This is a genomic window from Limosilactobacillus coleohominis (assembly GCF_016901675.1).
In the GTDB taxonomy this organism is placed as follows: domain Bacteria; phylum Bacillota; class Bacilli; order Lactobacillales; family Lactobacillaceae; genus Limosilactobacillus; species Limosilactobacillus intestinavium.
On sequence record NZ_JACJKU010000005.1, the window covers coordinates 1 to 18467 of the forward strand.

Sequence of the window (18467 nt, forward strand, 5' to 3'; positions counted from 1 at the left end):
AGCATAATTTGGGTGAGAAGTTCTCGTCACACGGTGATACGGGAATTAAAAGACATTTAAGACATAAACACCGTACACGTCATCCTAAAAACACTAGAAAACATCAGGAGCCAAAAACTAATTATCTTTCAATTCATGATCGTCCTAAGTTTATTAATGATCGTCAACGTATTGGTGATTGGGAAATTGATACCATAATGGGAAAAACAGGACATTCAGTTCTTTTAACAGTGGTTGATCGTTTAAGTCGGTTGGTTTTGATCAAAAAGATAGATCATAAGGAAACCGGTGATGTTAATCAAGGATTAATAGATCTTCTAGGTTCCATTCCAAAAGAATTCGTATACCCGGGGTCGAGAGTTCCTTAGCTTGGACGAAGTCCAAGAACGCTTAGGAGTCACTATTTATTGGCCAGATCCATACTCGCCAGAACAACGTGGCACTAATGAAAATACTAATGGTCTGATTAGAGAATATTTTCCTAAAGGGTTCGATATTGATAATTACACAGAAAAGGACGTCAACTTCTGTCAGTATCAACTAAATCGACGTCCAAGAAAAGTATTAAACTATGAAACTCCATGTGAGGTATTTTTTGAAGAACCGTTGCACTTAGTTTGACAATTCGTCGTGCATATCTGGTAATCTCAATGATCTACTTTTAAATTTGGTTCAAAACAGCCGATAATTGGCGATGTTCACGATCAGGATTTAACGCATATTGGTTAATTTCTTGTTTAAGCAATTTAACATAATTTGGTTTAATACTCGTAATTTGAAAGTGGTTTTCCACGGCATTTAGAAGGTCACTGATAGCATAATCACATCGGGACCCGCCAACAGTTGGTTGTCCATAGTTTATAGCGATTACTACTAAGTCTTTAGTGACCTGATTAATAGGAAGATTGTTGTAAGTTGTATTATCGAACAGTTTGACCACTGCTCCCATCATTTCAAAGCAATCGTCCTCATCCAGGTCGAAATCAGAGTTGAATTGGTCATTGATTTTATTTACTAAATCCATGATTGATACCTCCCAATAATTTATTCACATGTTATTAGTTATGACTACGGTGAATTCTAGGTGCCGTTAAAAGAGAAGTCCTTGCACGGAGCAAGGGCTTTTTTCTTTTTGTTTGAAAATTAAGCAAGCTGATCTAACTTACCGCAAGACAATTCATACAGGTATCTACATTTACCAGTATCTTTGTTGTAAACGGCCTGTTGATGGATCCAGGGAGTTCCGCCAGCCTCCCATTGACCCTTTGCTAATGAACGCAATTCGTCGAACGTTCTAAATTCAACTGTGAACTTATTACGATATTGACTTTTAAACGGATAAGATTTCGTTTTAACCAGTTCATTTAAGTCAACAATGGCTAACCGGATTCGTTCATTTTGCGTACATTTAATAGAATTGATTTGATTCAGATAATAACGACAATCGCCAACAACAATATAATTATCTTTTCCATCAAAAGTTGTTATTAAAAACTTTGAGTGGTCGTTTAGAACATCAAGTGGGGCTTTATCTTTGGCCATAAGGTAATATGAATTCCCATATTTATTTTGACGGTTACGTTGGTAGTATTGATTGATTCCTTTAGTTAACAGACTAGTCTTCATAAGTATTTACTCCTTTAAAACACAAAAAGACATAACCTCAGCTCAAGCTGAAATTATGTCTAGTAATTAGTTATTTATATTAATAGTAGAAATCTGCACAAAAGCGGCTCCTTCACGGGGTCGTTTTTACTTTAATAACAAGGCTTTAACGTGCTTGGTCAAGCGACTTTCATAGTCCAGATTATTTGATATTAGTATTTTGTCCATTTGATACGCCGCAAGGATGTATTCGACTTGATTAGCAATTTTTTCCGGATTTAGAAACTCATCAATACTAATGTCTTCGATTCCTATCGTGTCCTCGTTGTAATGTCGTACTAACTGCAAAGCACCGAAAACACCAGGTAAGTCCACCGAATACTGCGTAAGTAGATCATACCAATCAGCTTGCCAATTACTATCTAACGCTAGAGCAGCTTTATAGCTACCAATGATGTAGTAATCGCTATTAAACAGGCCATCGAATAAGTCACCGATATTTTTGCTGTCATCGTAATCATCCAGACTGGTTTTTATTCGATTAATGATTTCTCCACGCGTAAAGTATTTCATTATCCAAATTCTCCTTTGTGTAAATGTTTTACACAAGGTCAAGCGTGGCGACAGCCACCTTTGTAAAACGATTTTTAGTCATAAATTTGTAATTAACAAAATGTTAGTATTAAAAGTTTGTGCTTTTACGATGATTTTGCTAACTTAATATACAAATTAAGTAATGACGTTAATTAAAAATTTTGAGGTTAAAATTAAACTTTAAAATTTCAACTTTTTAGTCGTTTAACGGCCTTTTTTCCGTTTTATTTTTCCAGAGGTTTTTGGGTGAGCACTTTTAGATGACATACATTCTATGATTGGAACTGGAATATAAAAAAGGCATTACCCACCGCCGTGGATAATGCCCAATCAGTATTCCTACAACCGTGAAGGTTGAGGAAATGATAAAACCCTATATGTGTCCAGCACCATATGTTAAACACAATTTCATTATACCTCTCTTTCACGGATAAAAATCTAAAAGAAAGAGGTGGTCGCCAATGCCACGTAAAAAGATAAAGCGTGAGTTGGTGTTACAGAATGCTCCCAACGAGTATTCGTCGCAACCATATATGGCTACAACTGCAAGGGAAAAACAACATAACCTGTTTGCGAAAGCTTATGTCTGGGAAAATTCGTTTCTCGAGCAGGTTAAACAAAAGGTAGTTCCGTTTCTTAATGAACGGTTGAAACCTTATATCAAGGAATCTGCTAAAGGTGATGCTGACTCTTTAAAAAAGTTGGTTGACCCAGTCGAATGCGTTACTTTCGGCACTGAAACCGAGCTAAAGCATTTGATCGTTATGTCAGAAGACTACTTTGAGAATTACTGTCAAATTCAGGAAAATAATAGTAAGTTGGCTACCTTATCCAAGATTTCAAGACAACAAAAAAGACTGCGTCAGCAAAATTTCGAATTATTGAACTCACAAAATAAGATTGTTAGTTATTATCGGGAACTATTGATGTCAATGCTGTATACGTCAGATGGTTTAAAAATGCTTGGGGAAAAGCCAAAAAAGGTGATACCAACTAAAATGGTGTCACCCTTAAGTAATTATCAATCCGCTTCAAATCGCGGTTTTTGGGTGTCGCACAATTCAGTCTTAGGGATTTTGGATCCCTACTACGAAAAATCCCACGACGATCCAAAAGAATTTCTAAGCGCACAGGTTGATTTCCTTAAGAAACTCTTCAAAGGTGTTAGCAAGCCGCGTCGAAATTATGGTGATGATGAAAACACGATCCGTAAAGTCCGCGCGGTGGTCAGTATTGATGCGGAGTGGGATATCCACCACAAACCGCATGATAATGCTAAGGACTTAAAGTTGATTGATAAAGTTGCTGAAGAAGAATCAAATACGCCGCGCAGTTTTGATGATGTGATTAACATTGCTTTTTGTATCTGGTTTCCAGATAAGACTGGACCTGACAAGAACAAAATAGACATTGTGGGGTCAATTTTTAATCTTACTGGAGAAGGCTTTAACTTTACCAGGTTTTTTGCCTTGATTACATCTTTAATAGAGGAACGATATCCAGTTCCGCAGGGCAAACAATTAATGTTAGATCGGCTAGATATGTTGTTGACTGGTTACTTTTTGGGAGTGGATATAAGTTGCCTGAAAGGTTGGAATCTAAAGCATATGGATATTACCGTACTTCGTAAACAGTATATCTTTACTAATCATTATTTTTGCTTCAAAGTCAAAACGCCAAGTGAAGTCAATAATCGTAAATCTGGTTGTCATATAACATTGACTATACGTGATGCTGGATTACTAGCACCAAAGGGTAATTTGGAAAGCCTTGGGGGAATTGTAGGCGTTCAAAAACTGGATACAGAAGCCTATGACGTGAAAACTGGTCATCCTCGGGGATTTTACAAGTCACACATGAAGCAGCTACTTCATGATGATAAAGATACCTATTTAAAATACGTTTTCCATGATGCCGAAATACCCATCAAGTTTCTACAAGCTGTAGCCAGTTCCTACCATATTAACTTTAATCACTTTAGTCAATTTCCTGTGACTACAGGACAATACGCGATGAACCAGGTTGCGGCTGAACTGAAAAAACATCCTGAACAGTCAGTTTATGATGATAAATATTCCCAAAGTGATATTAAGAAAGACCCTTTGGCTTGTGTCAAGACTGGTTACCGGGATTGCTATGAAGTGGCAAGGAAATCTTTCTTTGGCGGTTATAATGTCGCTTTCGGTTGCTTGGTCATTTATGGAAACGTCGTGGATCTTGATTTGACTTCTGCTTATAACACTGCTGGAATTCTAATGCCCTGCCTAAATTATAATGCTAAGAAGAGCCATCAGATAACAGATATAGGGCGTAAGTTTGTTGAGTTGAGCGAGTGCTCATATTCTTTTGATGTCATTTATCAACATTTAAAGAAACTTGCTGGTTTTCCCTTTGTAATGGGATGCGGGGAGTTTGATATTGATTATCCTGACGATTATCAAGGCATCATCACTACTCCTATGCGTGATGGTCAAAAAGGTAAGGGCACTGGGTCACCAATTTATGTTAAACATCAGTCCAGTAATTCACTTCCATTAATTGATGTAATCAATGCTTATGAGCATGGTGCCCGCATCAAAGTACATTCGCTCTTTATCCCCGCACAAACGTGGAAGCAATTAAATGTATACGGTAAGACTCAATTTGATTTTCGCAAAAAACGTGATCTAGCAAAAAGAAAACGTGACGGTTATCCCAAAGGCAGTAGTGAATATCTTAAATACGATGGGGAACAATTATTTTGGAAGCTTGCTGGCAATGTGATTTTCGGTAAATCTGCCCAGGCTGTTACCACTAAACAAGCCCGTAATTATCAGACTAACCGCATGGAAAAAATGCCCGTAAGCAAAATCACAGACCCGCTGATTGCAAGTACATACACAAGTATTACCCGATATCTGGCTAATCACCTATATGATGCTTTACAAGAATTTTATGGTGATAACATTATACCTTTAAATATCACTACGGACGGTGAAGGGGCTGTCTTAAAACCTGGTATTAAGTTCGACTTTGACGGTGTAAATAAGTTGTTTAATGCCAAGCTTCCGGAACATTATCGCCAGGTCTTGAAAGCTATCGGGACTAAAGCTGGATTCGAAAGGAAATTCGCGGATAGTAGTGTTGACCCAAAGGATTGGGATGACTCAACCTGGGTTTTCAATACAAAAACGCGTTTTAACGGCGCTTTAAATGGTTCAATCAATGCCATGGCATCTATTCGTTCTAATACCTATTCGCCCAAAGAAGTATATGACTTATTAAACCAGGGCGTTATTGCAATCCACCAAAGATCTCAGCGTTTTGTTAATCTTACTGCGATGAAATACGGAACACTAAATCACAGGATGGGGTTACTTTATGTTCCAACGGTCCCTGTTTGGATAAATTTGCAGTACGACTGTGCCTGCAAACCGGACCAATGGCTGTTTGATGATTGGCAAGGGTTCGGTTTCTTGACGACATTCTTTGAAGATAATGACGAACATAATAATTGGAAGAAACGTAGCAAAATCCTAACCGACCGTTTTAACATTATGCGTTCAAATGACCGATTTGATTGTTATTTGAAGACTATGGAAACATACAGCTTTGGTAACAAGAAGTCTTTGGATGATTCGGACAAGTATGATGACATGGTTTATGTGCTTAATCATATAAGTAAATCAGACAAAGCCGATCGTAAATACAAAGACAAGATTTACCGATTTAAGAAGGCAATTAAAGCAGGCGATAAGGTTGCAGTTCCATATATGTGCAAATACCGTAACCAATATTTAAATCCGTTGGACGCAACCAATGGTGATTATAGATAGGTAATAAGCGCTCCACATTACGTGGAGCGTATTTTTTTGAAGTGGGTGGTTTTTGGATGTCAGCAGTTGTCATTTTTGATTCTTGATTAACATATTGGTGTTCAAGTTGTTCTAAAATAAAGTTAGAAAATAAAATAATAAAATAATTATGAATGGAAGGGCTGTGATTACTGTAATACAACGGTTAACGTTCAGAATTAACCACCATTAATTAATTATTATGAACAGCTGATTTTTAGTTGACATAATGTAAGATCGTTTGTTGTAGCATGATATTAAAAAGATAATGTCATAAGTAATCTAATTAAGCGAGGCGATGGACATGGATGACTTTGATTTAGGTCCAATTCTACCTGGAGAAGTTGTGGACTTCGAATATTACGATCCGAATGTGGCAGATGAGCAAGATGATGACAGTAAAAAGGATGAATCAGTGAAAGGAGTACTAAACGATGAAAACGAAGATGAATGTCGTATTTTTGATGAACCTGATTAATTTGGTGGGCGAAACACGGTATACGTTGGTGAGCCAATTTAACGAATTGGAAGATTACCTAAATCGAGCAGGTGAAATGATTCCCCAAACGATTACAACGTTGGATAAATACGTAAATGGTGTTAACCAAATGATTGATCAAGGTTTGTATGAACCGGAAACAGCAAAGCGCGTTTTGATGAAGTTTGATACCGAATACAACATTTTAGCTGTTGATCCTGAATGGCGTGATGTGGCAAGAGAATATTGCACGTATGTTAAACGCGATATGTGTAGTTCACACAACGCACCTGATATAGAAGACAACTTTGGTGTCAGCCTGCTTTTCGAGTATGGGAATGGCAGCCCTATGTTATCTAGGTGGGAGTTGTACGAATTTTGGAAAGTTTGGAAGAAAAAGCAATTGAATATTAATAGGAAGAAAGTGAAACAATAATGACTTTTATCAATGAAAGGATTCGTACTCCGGTGAAGGGGGGGCAAGGGGGTATCCCCCTGCAAGTAGTAACGAGCTGTTTTACAGCTAAGTTTAACTACTTGCCCGCCGCTTAAAACATGTGTGACATGCAGAGCGGCCCGACGAGCGTTAATCATGTTAGTGATAGTGAGGAGGTAAATGATCATGGTTGAAGATAACTTAGATCCGGAATTGGAAAATGACAACACGAAGAATCACATGGTGCAAGTACGTATGAATAATAAAGAATTTCGGAAATTTTGGTTAGTACGAAGAAAACTGAAGGCTGATAATAATTCGAGCACGTTACGTATGCTGATCAAATTGGCTGCTGATAACAATGGTGAATCGATTGAAGATGAGTTGCAGAAACAAGCATTAATGGAAGACATTAGTGCTAGCACTCAAGCGCTGTTGCGACAAATCACCGGGATTGCAAACAACGTTAACCAGATTGCGTATGGTGTTAATAAGTTAAATTCAAATGATCCGGACAATCAACCAAGCTGGGATTGGATCGTTAAAAATGTCCAGCAAGTTAATCAGCAAGTTCCGGAACTCCACCAGTTAATTGAAACAATTAAGCAAAAGGTGGGTGCTTAAAAATGGTTGTATTAGAAAGCCGAGCTTGTCATAGCAGCTACAATCGCATTTGTTATGTGCTGGAGGGATCTGCACACAATAATTCGAAAACAAATCAACGGGCACTAGCTGTTTCGGGAACCAATCTTAATCTGTTACATGACGCAGATGGTCAGATTAGTAATGTACAATCAGCACCATATCTTGAAGAACAATTCCATCAGTCACTAAAGAAAGCATACAACCCACACCGGCAGTACCAATGTCAATCGGTTGTTGTCTCTTTTAGTAAAAACGAATTTGATACCAGTGACTTGGCTGGACAGTCGCGACAAGCACTGAAGTTAATTCAGGGATTCGCCAGTCAATATTTTGGTGATGCGCAGTCAGTAATTTGTGTTCAATGTGACGGCCCCGGAGGGTTAAATGACGGTGATGGTAAATTACACGTCCATTTAATTGTTAATTCCGTTAAGCGTGATGGAAGGACGGTAGCAACTAACCGCTTTTCGGTTTTTCACTTACGTAAGAATTTGAATACTTATATGGAAGAGAATTTTGAAAAGGCAACTGGTCGTGAATGGAAGAATCCCTTTAGTAATAACAAAACACGGCATGATGTTGATAAGTTAGTTACCAAATCAGCATGGAACAAACGCTTAAAACAGACTATTGATAACGTTAAATCGCAAGTCAGTAATGAGACAGATTTCAAAGCCGTTCTGCAGACTTATGGCATCACAGTTACTGAACGCCAGAAGGGCAGAGCATGGACATACCATCAAGTTATTAAAACAGCGAAAGGGACTAAAAGGTTAAGCGTGCGTGATTTTTACCAACGGATTGATAGACAAACCGGCAGCGTTTTATCTACACGCGGTTTGGGTGTTGGTTATACCAAGTCAGCTTTGATTAATTATTGGGAGAAACAGGTTGAAATCGAATCAGATTATCAACCTAAATCAGTTAACAAGAATAGTAAAAGAAAGGATGATCACAATGTCAGAGAAAAAAGTAACAACGACATCAAACGATTTGAACAAGAAGTCAACCGTCAACGCCGACAGCAAGAACACCTTCGGCAGCACGAACTTGCCACCGAAACTGAAGAAATCAACGACGAACGAACAACTGAACGAAAGCGTCAAAGCCGTCGGCAAGAAAGTCGACAATGTGTCAATCCAAATGCTGACCCAGAAGCAAGCCAAAGCACTAGTCAACAAGCAGGATTTGAAGGAGTCAACAGATTCCATCAACCAGACGGTCCGGAACCAGGGGAATGAAGTCATTAAGACTGCAGTTGATACCCAAAACATCGCGTTTAATGCGGGCGTGCAAAATAACCTTAATGGTGTAAGTCAAAAGGTTGATGCTTTTCAAATCCGACTTGATAATCAGACAAGGAATATGAGCGATGTTGCCCGAACAAATGATGCTATGTACGCTGATTTAAAGGGAATGTCCGATAATATACGGAGCAACACCATATCTAATAATCGGATCGCCGGAGTAATCAAAAGTTTGCTGCTTGGTGGTATTCAAGTATCGACCACCGATGTAACCCGTTCTGTGATTGACGACTTGAACAAGATTACCGGTTATTCGATTGATGGATTAATTAAGGACGCGGTTTACGATGAACTAGAGCGGCGGGTTAAAGACGTTAAACAAGCGCAAAAGAAGGCTGAAAAAGCTGAGAATGCCGCCAGTTTTCGTGCAAAGCAGTGTGAAAAGTATGCTGCTAAGACCGATATGCTGGATTACAACATTAGTCGTTGTATTAACCGAGTGTTATTTGAACTATTTATTGGTTTGGCAATAGCGGCTGTGGTACCTGGCTGGTGGAAAGCACCAGCTATCATGACGGTTGCGATAATCAGTTGGCTTTTTAACAAAGGAGTTGATAACTTATGATCCACATCGATTTTAAGCAAAAGGTAAACCTATTTGACTTGAACAAGCCTTGGGGGCGCCTTATGTATCAACCAAAGCTTCATGCTTGGCGATACGAATATTCGCAAACGAAGCATGAACGTGAAAGAACTAAAGCACTAAATAAAGGAAGAGAAAATATCAATTCCAAGTCAATTAGTGATGGTCAGATGAATAAGATGCATGGTAAGGATAATGATTTGGAACTGTAAGGTTATACAGCAAACAAAAAAAGCGACTAACCCCCGTCACCAACATTGGGAAGTCGCTTCCTGACAACAAACTGTTATCCCCTTCATTATCATCTAGGAAAGGGTAGATGTAAATGTTTGGGAAAGAAATTTTAAATGGCAGGCAAATCTGCAAAGCGTTAGGGATAAGCACCACTCTGCTGTATCGTCTGCTAAAGCAAGGTATGCCGTACCATCAACTATCAACGGCAAGTCGTAAGTATTACATTTTAAAAGAAGTGCAGGAATGGCTATTAAACGCCGGGTACCACCAAGAATCAAAGTGGACAAAGTAAAGGCTAAGGTTGTACCATTACTGGTAATCAGTAAGTACAACCTTTCCTCTTAATAAGGAAAGGAACTGATTTAAAAATGATCAAGCAAAAGAGTACAGGTAACCATGCAGGAGAATTTCAGGTACGAATTCAGCCGATTAATGAACTAACAGGAAAACGTGAGAATTGGCCTATTGGTTATGCAAAAACAAAACGTGCTGCCAAGGCAATGGAACGTCAAATGTGGGCCGATTATCAGGATGGGCTTAATCGAGCTGATGGTAATGCTGTTTTTGCTGAACAGTTTCGCAAGTTTGTGGATAAAAGAAAAAAATCCGTTTCAGCGGTTACTTATCGTGATTGGGATTATTCTGCGGACGTAGTTGAGCATTACTTTGGGTCGGCAAAAATTAAGCAAATTAATACTGAAGCTATTGCCGATTTTGCGCGTCAGTTTGTTAAAGACCATAACACGACAGTACGTAAGTCTTCAGCGATTGATCGTCGTTTAACCCATATTCGTAGTTATTTTCAAACTATAGTTGGAAAAGTTGTTAAGAAGAATCCTGTTCCAAGAAAACCGCTTAATGTGTTTTTTCGTCGGAATGAGTTTGATATTGGTAGCAAATGTTATGTGTTTAATGATAATGAATTGAATCTTTTAAAGGATGAAATTATTAGCGAATTAAGCAATACAGAAATTACTCGCTGGTTAACTAAGTTAGCGATTTGGATTGGTCTTGAAACAGGAATGCGGCCAGGAGAAATTCAAGCATTACGTTTCCGCAACTTGGAACAATTCAAAAATTATACTACTTTTGTGATTGATGATAGTTGGTCTGACTATTCAAAATCTTTCAATGGTGCATTAAAGGCACGTCCTCATGGGGATTCACGCCGGTGCCTGCCAATTAGTAAGTCGCTATTAAGTTTTATTAAAGCATTTCATAAGAAACAAGTGAAATTTTTAAAGTTGCACGGGCTAAGCAACCCAGAAGACTTAGTTTTCCTTAACATTAGGGATTATAAGTCTTCATCAAATAACCAACCGATCAATCAGCGTAGTATGAACGACATGTTAGATAAACTGTGTAAAAAAGTAGGTATCAAGTCAGAGAATGATAATATTTCCATGTATTCTTTCCGGCATACTGTATGTACTAAGTTAGCTAATAAGAAAGATATGTCGTATCCTTGGGCTGCAGCAAGAATGGGTAATTCTTTGCTAGTATTTATGAACGTTTATGTAAAAGACGATCGTGACCTAGATGACGAAATGGCAAAAAGCTGGCTTGAATAAGATGCACACGCTCTGCACACAGTTGGATATACTGAATGCCTGAACCGTTGATACTAAAGGATTAATTAGTTGCAACCTCGAATCCTCTTGGCCGCACTACTATAGAAAAGGACTATGACGGAAGTCATGGTCCTTTTCTTGTTTTCCGATAATCAAATGTTATTGAGATTCATGAATAACGGCAGTTTTTCAACTTGAAGGTGGTAAAATAAAGCCATGACGAAAGGGGAGAAAGTAATGTCTACGTTAGTAATGGTTCGACATGGACAAAGTCAAGCGAACCTTGACAATGTCTTTACGGGATGGAGTGATTCTCCATTAACACCGCTGGGAATTGAGCAGGGGCATAAAGTTGGACAAGAGTTGCGAGCACGTGGTTACCTGTTTCACGATGTACACACTTCATATATGCGGCGTTCCATTATGACTGCTAACATCGTTCTGGAAGAGATTGACCAGTTATATATCCCAATTCATAAAACGTGGCGTTTAAACGAACGTCACTACGGCGCACTTAGTGGTCAAAATAAGGCGCTTGTCAAAGAGCAGGTCGGAGCAGAGACTTTGCATCGCTGGCGTCGTGGCTATACTGAAATTCCACCGCGGTTAAAACAGCGGAAACATGAGCGACGTTATGATCGCTTGGGAGTTCAAGAACCATTAAGTGAAAGCCTTAAGATGACCTTGGAGCGGATTTTGCCTTATTGGCAGGACCAAATTGCTCCACGACTGTTAGATAATCAAAACCAATTAATTGTCGCTCACGGAAGCTCTCTGCGGGCATTGGTTAAATACATCGAACAAGTTCCGGACGACCAGATTGATCAAGTTGAAGTGCCTAACGGACAGCCAATCGTATACCACTTTGATGAACATCTGACACTATTAGATAAAGAAATTATAAAGGAGAACTAGCATGACAATTCATGAAATTAACAACAATGCTGCCATGAAAGGCCAAGTTCGTCTGATTGAAAATGTAACATATTCAGCAGTGGATGGTGAAGCATTAAAGATGGATATTTTAGCCCCTTGGTCCCAACGATACGACTATTTGAAAAGTGATCCGCGACCATTAATTGTTTTCGTTCAAGGCAGTTCTTGGCGTCAACCCACCATGGGAGAAGAAATTCCCCAGTTAGTTCAGTTTGTTAAGGCTGGTTATATTGTTGCGACTGTGCAACACCGAAATTCATTAGATGGTCATAGTTTTCCAGCATTTTTGCAAGATGTTAAAACTGCTATCCGCTTCTTACGGGCTCACGCTGAACAATATGCAATTGACCCTCAACGAGTAGCAATTTGGGGGACTTCTTCTGGAGCAAACGCTTCGTTATTAGTTGCTTTGACCCCTAATGATTCCCGCTATAAGACCGCTGAATATGCGGATCAGTCGGATGCAGTAAATGCAGTGGTTAGTTGCTTTGCTCCAACAGATGTTGTAGATACATTTAAAAATGCTTCTCAGGTACCAGGTTCATATATTTTACAGTACTCACTGTTTGGTACTGATCCAAGTAAGTGGGATGATATTAAGCGTCAAATGAGTCCGTTATATCAAATTAAAGACGGTCAAAAGTACCCACCATTTTTACTCTTGCATGGTGATGCTGACAAGGTGGTTCCTTATCACCAAATGGAAGACATGTATCATGCTTTAGAAGAACATGGGGTTTCAGTAGAGGCATACCGGGTGAAGGGTGCTAATCACGAACGAGATTTTTGGAGTCAAACAATATACGACATTGTTAAAGACTTCTTAGCACCAATTGAAAAACCAGTAGTTGAGTAAGGAGAATATCAAATGAGTAAAAGATTAGTTGAAGACTTTACACCTAATAATTACCAAATTTATTTAGATATTAATCGTCAATCAAAAATGATCAAGGGTGTCACCACGATTACTGGTCATGCTAACACCACAGAAATTGCTGTTAACCAAAAATTTTTACAAGTTGATCGGGTGCAGGTGTCCGATCAGGACGTTCCTTTTTCAGTTGATGATGATAATGAAATCATTAAAATTACTTTACCAGCCACTGGCGAAGTAGTTGTGAAGATCACTTATCAGGCCAAACTTACTGACACAATGATGGGGATCTACCCGTCATATTACGAGGTTAATGGTGAAAGCAAGGAATTAATTGGGACTCAGTTTGAAACGACAGCAGCTCGGCAAGCCTTTCCTTGTGTGGACGAACCAGCAGCCAAGGCGACCTTTGATTTAGCAATTAAGTTCGATGAACAGCCAGGCGAAACAATTATTGCCAATATGCCAGAAGAACGTTGCGAAGATGGTGTCCACTACTTTAAGCGGACGGTTAAAATGTCCACTTACCTAATTGCGTTTGCATTTGGTGATATGCAAAAGAAATTGACTGAAACCAAGAGCGGTGTCAAGATCGGTGTGTTTGCAACTAAGGCGCACCAGGCTAAGGAACTAGATTTTGCATTGGAAATCGCTAAGCGGGCAATTGAGTTCTATGAAGATTTCTATCAAACTCCATATCCATTGGAACACTCTTGGCAACTAGCACTGCCTGACTTCTCAGCTGGGGCAATGGAAAACTGGGGACTGGTCACTTATCGGGAAGCATATTTATTGTTAGATCCTGATAACACCACCCTTGATAATAAGCAACTGGTAGCCACTGTTATTACTCATGAATTAGCCCATCAATGGTTTGGTGATCTGGTGACAATGAACTGGTGGGATGACCTGTGGTTAAACGAAAGTTTCGCCAACATGATGGAATACCTGTCAGTAGATGCCATTCATCCAGAATGGAAGATTTGGGAAATGTTCCAAACATCTGAAGTCCCAATGGCATTGCAACGTGACGCAACCGATGGTGTACAGCCAGTTCACGTGAACGTAGAAAGTCCTGCAGAAATTGATTCAATCTTTGACGGGGCAATTGTTTATGCCAAAGGATCGCGGATGTTAGTCATGGTACGGTCCTTATTAGGTGATGATGCATTACGGAAGGGATTGAAGAAGTACTTCACTGCTCACCAATATGGTAATGCCAAAGGTGATGACCTCTGGGATGCCCTGGGTGAAGCATCAGGAATGCAAATTGGTGAAATTATGCATTCATGGTTGAACCAACCGGGTTACCCAGTAGTTTCTGCAAATGTAATTGATGGTCATTTGAAGTTACATCAGCAACAATTCTTTATTGGTCAAGGTCAAGATCAAGGACGGTTATGGAAGATTCCGTTAAACGCCAACTATGATGCTGCACCACAAATTATGGATCAAGCAGACCTTGATTTAGGTGATTATCAAGAGTTACGCGCTAACAATGGTCAACCATTCCGCTTAAATGTCGGTAATAATTCCCATTTCATTGTGAAGTATGATGAAACGTTATTAAACGATATTTTGGATCATGGTGAACTAGATAACATTGCCCAATTACAATTATTGCAAGATCTGCGTTTATTAGCTGAAGGTCGCGAAATTAGCTATGCTACTCTAGTACCATTACTGCAGTGGTTTAGTAACAGTCATTTCGCAATTGTTAATGCAGCATTGTATCAAATTGCTAATTCACTAAAGAAGTTTGTGATCCCTGGTACCGCTCTTGAAGACAACTTACGCCAACTATTTGATCAAATTAGCAAGCAACAAGTAACGCGACTCGGTTGGCAACCAGAAGCAGGGGAAAGCAATGATGATCAATTAACCAGACCATACGTACTGAGCGCTTCCTTGTATGCAAAGAATTCTGCCTCACTAAAGGCGGCACACGAATTATTTAATTCTGTTGATAAATTAGCTGAGTTGCCTGCTTCCGTTCGTCCTGCAGTCTTGCAAAACGAAGCAGAAAATTATGGTACTCCTGAACTGTTTGACAGAATGATCAGTGCCTACCAAAAAACTGCTGATCCAGGGCTTAAGAAAGATCTGTGCTTCGCAGTTACAAAGTTTACTGATCCAGAACTGTTAACCAAGGTGGTGAACGAGTTTGAAAATACTAAAGTGATCAAACCACAGGACTTACGAGCTTGGTACCGTGGTGTCCTGGCTAACCCGGCTGGTCAGCAGTTGGCATGGGATTGGTTACGAAATGAATGGGACTGGCTAGAAGTAACAGTTGGTGGTGATATGGAATTTGCTACTTATATCACCGTTACTGCTGGTATTTTCCATACAATAGATCGATTAAACGAATTCAAAGACTTCTTTACTCCAAAGATCAATACTCCAGGATTAACCCGTGAGATTAATATGGATATCCGCGTAATTAATAGTCGTGTTGACTTAGTAGATAACGAAAAAGACAGCGTTAATAAAGTAATTGAAAGTTCAATTCGATAATTAAAAAAGACGATATGACAGAACTATTAGTAAATCAGTTCTGGGTCATACCGTCTTTTTATTTTGTATGAATATTTAGGCTAATGTTCCCATTGGGTCCCATGGTTTAAGCACAACTGGTTTCTGTGCAGCAGCCTTCTGAAGGTCATCACTCAGGTACTTCTTATTAATGACTACTTGGTAACAATATTTGTCCATCCAAGCATCGTTCATGACAAAGTAACCCTTGGTACCAACTTTTGGTCCCCATGAGTTTTCAACCTTCCACTTGGTTGGTTGGTCATCAACGAGGTCAACTCCGGTTAGAACCATTGCGTGGTCCATCATGCTTTCACCGTAATCAAGGGCCTCGGCCTTAGTCATATCCAAATCAGTATCGAATAGTTTTGCATAATCATAAGTGTTGAGGGCCATTAATCCGTGCTTAGTGTTGGAGTACTTTACAACGTCAGAACCAAACCAAACACTTTCGCCACCCTTGAGTTGGTTAATAGCAAGTTGCTTAAAGTCCTTCATTGATAAGTTCAGGTGTTTAACTTGGCGGCCACCCACAACGTTACCTAACATGTCGATGGTGTATGTCTTGCCATATTCCTTATCAGCTGTTGGAGCTTGAATAATTGAAATGTAATCATCAAGGTTCCAGCCAACATACTTCTTAAAGAATGATTGAGGGGTTAGATTAGAATCCCGATGAAATTCTTTATCTTTTTTAGTCCGGTATTCAAAATCAAAGGTGGTAACTGGCTTACCAAAAGCATAGGAAAGCATGCGGAAAACATTGTTAAGCATTTGCTTGCGAATCCCGTTTAGGTCATCTTCTGAAGCACCATCGTTTACCATATTACGAAGAATAACAGCATCGTGGCGCAACTGATTATTCAAAACCGCGTTAATTTCATTGGAACGGCTTGAATTATATGATTCAGGCATGGCAGTCTTTGGAACAACACCATATTTTTCGATGAGTGCGCAGAGCATATCCCATTGTCCACCATCTTGTTGAGGGGTTTCCATTAGCCAAGCCACTTTGCGGTCATCAATATCTAATTTGGCAGTTTTAATGACGTTTTCATAGAACCAATTAGACTTTTCAAACTTATCCCAGAAAAATGCATATGATTGAGAAAGTTCAAAGTTATCTGGAAGATTGAACTTTTGTTGCATTTCATGACGCATCGTGTTTAATGCGGCAAACATCCAACACCGCCCAGATTGCTTTTGGTCAGTAACATCGCCAGTAGATAAGTCGATCGAAAACACGGGACTGTCATCAGCAATGGAATGCCAATTAAAGCTAGCAGCTCTAACACCATTCGTGGTCACCGCATTTTCTAAAATAGCGGAATCACGTCGATTATCATAATCTTGCGCAAAATCTTGCAAATCATTTGCAGTAATTTCAAAACTCACAAAAAGTCACTCCTTTAAAAGATGTTAATCACTATTATAACGTATTTAATTAGTAGGGGAACGAATCCAAATTATCTTCGGCAGTGATTTTACGAACAGCTTTAGCGGGCACACCTAATACTAAAGAATTTGCTGGCATGTCATGGGTAACCACAGCACCGGCCCCAATTACACAGCCATCACCAATGGTAACACCGCCACAAACGGTAACGTTGCTGGCTAACCAACAATTATTGCCGATGGTAATAGGGGCACCAAATTCTAAGATTGTGAATTGTCCATTTGTCTGTTTGCGAGCATTGCGTTGTTGCCAACGAAGTGGGTGAATTGGTGTAACCAAGCTGACATTAGGGCCAACCATTACATTGTCACCAATGGTTACTGGGCATGTATCAAGAACGGTGAAATTAAAGTTAGCATAAAAATTCTCGCCAACCGATAGGAACCGGCCATAGTCAAAGTGAATCGGCCCTTGAAAGTAGCAGTTCTAACCATGATGCCCTAACAATTGGTCGATAATAGCGTTCCTTTGATCAGCGGCGGTATCGTAAAGTTGGTTATAGTCTTGGCACAATTGATGTCCTCGACTGGAAAGGTGGTTTAATTCGTCTGTATCTGGTATGTAGGGTTGCCCAGATAACATCTTTTTAGTATTTTCGTCCATGTAGCTTGCTCCTTGAAAATCTTATATTTAGCGAGATTAAAAGGGCACGTGAAAAAAGCAGTTTACGACTTCATTTTCACGTACCCAAGGTGATTATTTATTAGCGTGTAAAACTTCTGGACCGTTGTCGCGACCAACGATCACGTCATCTACCCGATTTAAGAAGAGACCATGTTCAACAACACCAACTGTATGGATTAAATCTTCAGCTAATGCGTGTGGGTCTTGGATTTGACCGACCTTAATATCAATGATGAAATTATTTTCGTCAGTCCGATACTTTTGATCGCCATCCATGCGCCATTGTGGGTTGTAACCCTTCTTTTCAAACGCATTAAAGACGTGTTGAGCTCCAAATGGGATGACTTCGACTGGGACACCAAAGTCACCAATCCGTGGAACTAACTTGGATTGATCAACAATCCAAATTTTCTTTGTGGAGGCGTTATTAACAATTTTTTCCCATAAGAGGGCACCGCCGCCACCCTTAATTCCATTGAAATCATCATCAACTTCATCAGCACCATCGATACATACATCAATGTGATCAACGTCATCGATATCCTTAATAGTAATTCCTAAGGATTCGGCCTGTTTAGTTGTCCGATTAGAGGTGGTAACACCAACAATGTTTAAGCCTTCTTTTTGTACTCGTTCACCAAGGGCGTCAACCATGTAACGCACTGTAGATCCAGTACCAAGGCCAACAATCATGCCATCATCAATATATTTAACGGCTTCTTTACCAACCTGTGCTTTTAATTTATTTTGATCCAT

16 protein-coding genes and 2 pseudogenes are annotated in these 18467 nt (G+C 39.4%); 12 read left to right on the forward strand and 6 right to left on the reverse strand.

The genetic code is table 11. The annotated features are described in order from the left end of the window. Window positions 1–621, forward strand: a pseudogene (locus H5975_RS00855) (IS30 family transposase); the annotation flags it as partial. Between the two features lie 40 nt (window positions 622–661). Here H5975_RS00855 and H5975_RS00860 read toward each other — a convergent pair. The 3 genes from H5975_RS00860 to H5975_RS00870 all read right to left on the reverse strand — a co-directional run bounded on the left by H5975_RS00860 (window position 662) and on the right by H5975_RS00870 (window position 2178). Continuing rightward, window positions 662–1024, reverse strand: a complete 363-nt coding sequence (locus H5975_RS00860; RefSeq protein WP_204784492.1) for a hypothetical protein — start codon at window positions 1022–1024, stop codon at window positions 662–664. Window positions 1025–1143: 119 nt separating this feature from the next. Further along, window positions 1144–1626: a hypothetical protein gene (locus H5975_RS00865; protein ID WP_204784493.1), complete on the reverse strand. Its 483-nt coding sequence runs from the start codon at window positions 1624–1626 to the stop codon at window positions 1144–1146. Between the two features lie 126 nt (window positions 1627–1752). Continuing rightward, complete coding sequence (locus H5975_RS00870) at window positions 1753–2178, reverse strand: hypothetical protein (protein ID WP_204784494.1); 426 nt, start codon at window positions 2176–2178, stop codon at window positions 1753–1755. A 482-nt stretch (window positions 2179–2660) separates the two neighbouring features. On the opposite strand from H5975_RS00870, the gene H5975_RS00875 reads away from it, so the two are divergent. From H5975_RS00875 to H5975_RS00925, 11 genes are all read left to right on the forward strand, one after another. Continuing rightward, entirely contained in the window at window positions 2661–6014 is a 3354-nt protein-coding gene (locus tag H5975_RS00875) for a hypothetical protein (protein WP_204784495.1), read from the forward strand. A 322-nt stretch (window positions 6015–6336) separates the two neighbouring features. After that, complete coding sequence (locus H5975_RS00880; RefSeq protein ID WP_204784496.1) at window positions 6337–6510, forward strand: hypothetical protein; 174 nt, start codon at window positions 6337–6339, stop codon at window positions 6508–6510. Further along, window positions 6467–6946, forward strand: coding sequence for a hypothetical protein (locus tag H5975_RS00885; protein WP_204784497.1), 480 nt, complete (start codon window positions 6467–6469; stop codon window positions 6944–6946). The genes H5975_RS00880 and H5975_RS00885 overlap by 44 nt, the downstream gene beginning before the upstream one ends. Window positions 6947–7132: 186 nt before the next feature. Further along, window positions 7133–7570 (forward strand): plasmid mobilization relaxosome protein MobC, encoded by a 438-nt coding sequence (mobC, locus tag H5975_RS00890; RefSeq protein ID WP_204784498.1) that lies wholly within the window; start codon window positions 7133–7135, stop codon window positions 7568–7570. Window positions 7571–7572: 2 nt separating this feature from the next. Beyond that, a complete protein-coding gene (locus tag H5975_RS00895; RefSeq protein WP_204784499.1) occupies window positions 7573–8832 on the forward strand; it encodes a relaxase/mobilization nuclease domain-containing protein in 1260 nt (419 codons plus the stop codon). Continuing rightward, a complete protein-coding gene (locus H5975_RS00900; protein ID WP_204784500.1) occupies window positions 8735–9463 on the forward strand; it encodes a hypothetical protein in 729 nt (242 codons plus the stop codon). The genes H5975_RS00895 and H5975_RS00900 overlap by 98 nt, the downstream gene beginning before the upstream one ends. Continuing rightward, complete coding sequence (locus H5975_RS00905) at window positions 9460–9693, forward strand: hypothetical protein (protein WP_204784501.1); 234 nt, start codon at window positions 9460–9462, stop codon at window positions 9691–9693. Before H5975_RS00900 ends, H5975_RS00905 begins: the two co-directional genes overlap by 4 nt. Before the next feature lie 390 nt (window positions 9694–10083). Next, window positions 10084–11286: a tyrosine-type recombinase/integrase gene (locus tag H5975_RS00910; protein WP_204784502.1), complete on the forward strand. Its 1203-nt coding sequence runs from the start codon at window positions 10084–10086 to the stop codon at window positions 11284–11286. Between the two features lie 237 nt (window positions 11287–11523). Continuing rightward, complete coding sequence (locus tag H5975_RS00915) at window positions 11524–12201, forward strand: 2,3-bisphosphoglycerate-dependent phosphoglycerate mutase (RefSeq protein ID WP_204784503.1); 678 nt, start codon at window positions 11524–11526, stop codon at window positions 12199–12201. Between the two features lies 1 nt (window position 12202). Beyond that, window positions 12203–13078 carry an alpha/beta hydrolase gene (locus H5975_RS00920; RefSeq protein ID WP_204784504.1) on the forward strand — a complete coding sequence of 292 codons (876 nt, stop codon included), beginning with the start codon at window positions 12203–12205 and terminating at the stop codon, window positions 13076–13078. 12 nt (window positions 13079–13090) lie between these two features. Further along, the gene (locus H5975_RS00925) at window positions 13091–15613 is read left to right on the forward strand and encodes a M1 family metallopeptidase (protein WP_204784505.1); all 2523 of its coding nucleotides are present in this window, start codon (window positions 13091–13093) and stop codon (window positions 15611–15613) included. 75 nt (window positions 15614–15688) lie between these two features. Here the strand turns inward: H5975_RS00925 and H5975_RS00930 are convergent, their stop codons facing one another. The 3 genes and pseudogenes from H5975_RS00930 to rpiA form a co-directional block, all read right to left on the reverse strand. Beyond that, window positions 15689–17026 (reverse strand): aminopeptidase C, encoded by a 1338-nt coding sequence (locus H5975_RS00930; protein WP_204784506.1) that lies wholly within the window; start codon window positions 17024–17026, stop codon window positions 15689–15691. A gap of 49 nt (window positions 17027–17075) precedes the next feature. Then, window positions 17076–17690, reverse strand: a pseudogene (locus H5975_RS00935) (sugar O-acetyltransferase). 93 nt (window positions 17691–17783) lie between these two features. Next, a complete protein-coding gene (gene rpiA / locus H5975_RS00940) occupies window positions 17784–18467 on the reverse strand; it encodes a ribose-5-phosphate isomerase RpiA (RefSeq protein ID WP_204784507.1) in 684 nt (227 codons plus the stop codon).